4 protein-coding genes are annotated in these 2,537 nt (G+C 63.2%); 2 read left to right on the top strand and 2 right to left on the bottom strand.

Annotated features, from left to right (window positions below; all coding sequences use genetic code 11):
* The coding region (locus tag ACCC94_RS29215; RefSeq protein WP_413353072.1) for a retention module-containing protein at positions 1 to 315 on the bottom strand (315 nt) is incomplete at its 3' end.
* A 137-nt stretch (positions 316 to 452) separates the two neighbouring features.
* On the bottom strand, positions 453 to 797 hold the full coding sequence (locus ACCC94_RS29210) for a hypothetical protein (RefSeq protein WP_413353071.1): 345 nt from the start codon (positions 795 to 797) through the stop codon (positions 453 to 455).
* 67 nt (positions 798 to 864) lie between these two features.
* Here ACCC94_RS29210 and ACCC94_RS29205 point away from each other — a divergent pair, with 67 nt between their 5' ends.
* On the top strand, positions 865 to 2,154 hold the full coding sequence (locus ACCC94_RS29205; protein ID WP_413353070.1) for a TolC family outer membrane protein: 1,290 nt from the start codon (positions 865 to 867) through the stop codon (positions 2,152 to 2,154).
* A 178-nt stretch (positions 2,155 to 2,332) separates the two neighbouring features.
* On the top strand, positions 2,333 to 2,537 hold a 205-nt coding region (locus ACCC94_RS29200; protein WP_413353073.1), incomplete at its 3' end, for a hypothetical protein.

Genomic DNA, 2,537 nt, shown 5'->3' with positions numbered 1-2,537 from the left:
CTGCAGGGCCTTGACGTCGGTGACGTCCTGTTTGGTCGGCGTCGCCGGCTGCTGCTGGGCGACTGCCTGGTCGCCCTGTTCCGCCTGATGCGCGGCGGCGAGCATCTGCGAAGTCAGCGGCAAGGCACTGTCGCGGCCCAGGGTGATCTCGCCGCCGCCGGCGACCTTCAGCGCGACCGCGCCATTGGCGCCGGTGACCAGTTGCTCACCGACAAAAACCTTGTCTCCCTGTTCCAAAGGACGACGCGATCCATCGGCGGCTACCGCAAACACTTCGCCGATTACCTTGCTGACGACACCCATCAAAGTAGCCATGAGTCCTTCCTCCGCTGCACATCTCGCGGCCGGTTCCACCGGCGCGCAATTGACCGAAACAGGCCACGGCACGCTTGTATCCGGATGCTGCGAAGAAAGTTGCGAAGGGAGCAAAAAGGACTGCTAGCGCTTTTGCATCAAAAAGCCAGCGACAATTTTTTGTCATGCTGGCCACGCGTTTTCTGTCCTTCTGCAGTGGTCCCCGCCCTTACTGCTACAAACCGTACCTGGCTTTTTCTGCAAGCGCCTTCTCCGGCCCATACCCAGGAAACACGAGGGCTTGCACGCTCAAACAATGTGCTGCTTTTCACAGGCCTCATAAGATTTTTTCCGAATAACACTTGTGAAAAATTCTTCTGAGCTTTTTGAAAAGTTGTTCTTAGCTCTGATGTTACAGGCGTGAAACGCTTGATAAGAGAAAAAAGCCAATAAATTGGCGATCTAAGAGCATCGCAGGACGAGAACACCAGGAGCAAAGCCATGCGCAGTCGTAACGCGGCACTATGGAGCGGTGTATTTTTGGCGGTGTCAGGGGCTCATGGGCAAGCCATGACGCTGACCGAAGCTATACAAAGCACGCTGCAATACCACCCGGAAATCAGCCAGAGCGTAAACAGCCGCCTCACCGCGGACGAAGAGCTCAAATTCGCCAGGGGCGGCTACCTGCCGACCGTCGATCTTGTCGCGGGCTATGGCCGCGAGAACACCGACAGCCCCAGCACCCGCGCGGCGGGTAACCACCACGATGAGACCCTGACCCGCGGCGATGCGGAGATCCGTCTGCGGCAGATGCTGTTCGACGGCTTCGGCACCCCCAACGAGGTCAAGCGCAACGAGTCCAACGTCAACGCCAAGGCGTTCCGCATCCTCGGAACGTCCGAGACCGCCGCCCTGCGCACCGTCGAGGTCTACCTCGATGTACTCAAGCGCCGCGAGATGGTCGCGCTGGCGAAGAACAACCTGCAGGCCCACGAACGCATCGGCGACCAGATCCGCCTGCGCAGCGAGCGCGGCGTCGGCAGCACCGCCGACAACGACCAAGCCATCGCCCGTCTGGCCCTGGCGCAGAACAACCTCTACACCGAGGAGGTCAACCTCGCCGATGCCGAGGCCAGCTTCTATAGCGCCACCGGCCGCATGCCCGACCAACTGGAGGCGCCTTCCACCGTGAAGGCCGAAGTCCCGGCGGATCTGCTCGCCGCGCGCCAGGGCATGCTCAATGAAAACCCGCTGCTGAAATCGGCGCAGGCCGACGTCAACGCCGCCGAAGCCCAGTACGAGGCCGCCAAGGCGCCCTTCTACCCGCGCTTCGACGCCGAGCTGGCCAAGGCGGCCAACAACAACGTCGACGGCGACGAAGGCCATTACAACAGCTGGGAAGCCCAGGTGGTGATGCGCTACAACCTGTTCAACGGGATGCGCGACAAGGCCCACCTGAACGCCACCTCGCACCAGATCAACGAGGCCCAGGACATCCGCAACAACGCGCTGCGGTTGCTCAACGAGAACCTCGCGCTGGCCTGGGATGCGATGGAAAACGCCAAGAAGCAGACCCAGCCGGCGCGCGAATACGCCGACTACACCCGCAAGGTGCGCGAGGCGTACCAGCAGCAGTTCACCCTCGGCCAGCGCACCCTGCTCGACCTGCTGGACAGCGAGAACGAACTGTTCACCGCCAACCGCCGCTACGTCGACGTGCGCTACACCGAGGAATACTCGATGTACCGCGTGCTCGGCAGCATGGGCGGGCTGTTGCGCTCCCAGCACGTCGTGGCGCCGCACGAGGCCGTGGCCCTGTCGGATGTGAAGAACGAGGCACGCCTGCCTGACCTGAAATAAGAAAATCGCATGCGTCCGTCACCCTGCCCCGCGCCGCCCGGCGTCGGGGCGACGGTCGTGAAGCGATACGACAGGGCACGGAGAACCCGACGGCCGGCGACGTCCGGCGAACACCTGCAAGTGTTCGCCGGGTGCCGCCTTCGCGGATCGGCCCGGCCCGGGAGGAAGTAGCGTGACCATGATCATCCAGGAGCGCAGCACACCCGCGCCGGGCGATCCGCGCCTGAGCCATGACGATCCCCTGCTCGACGGACTGCTGATCCTCTGTCGCCTGCATGGCTGCTCGGTGAGTCGCAACAGTCTGTCCGCCGGCCTGCCGCTGCGCGACCAGCGGCTCTCCGCCGCATTGCTGCCGCGTGCCGCCGCTCGCGCCGGCCCTGCAG

Origin of the sequence: Pseudomonas sp. Pseusp97, assembly GCF_047304025.1 — a bacterium.
In the GTDB taxonomy this organism is placed as follows: Bacteria; Pseudomonadota; Gammaproteobacteria; order Pseudomonadales; family Pseudomonadaceae; genus Pseudomonas.
The sequence above is the reverse complement of the archived record's forward strand: the minus strand, read 5'-3'. Positions and strand labels throughout refer to the sequence as shown.

What these genes read in the sequence shown, in the direction of transcription:
- ACCC94_RS29210 (WP_413353071.1), bottom strand. Translation starts at nt 797, where the DNA reads ATGGCTTTGCTCCTGGTGTTCTCGTCCTGCGATGCTCTTAGATCGCCA.
- ACCC94_RS29205 (WP_413353070.1), top strand. Translation starts at nt 865, where the DNA reads ATGACGCTGACCGAAGCTATACAAAGCACGCTGCAATACCACCCGGAA.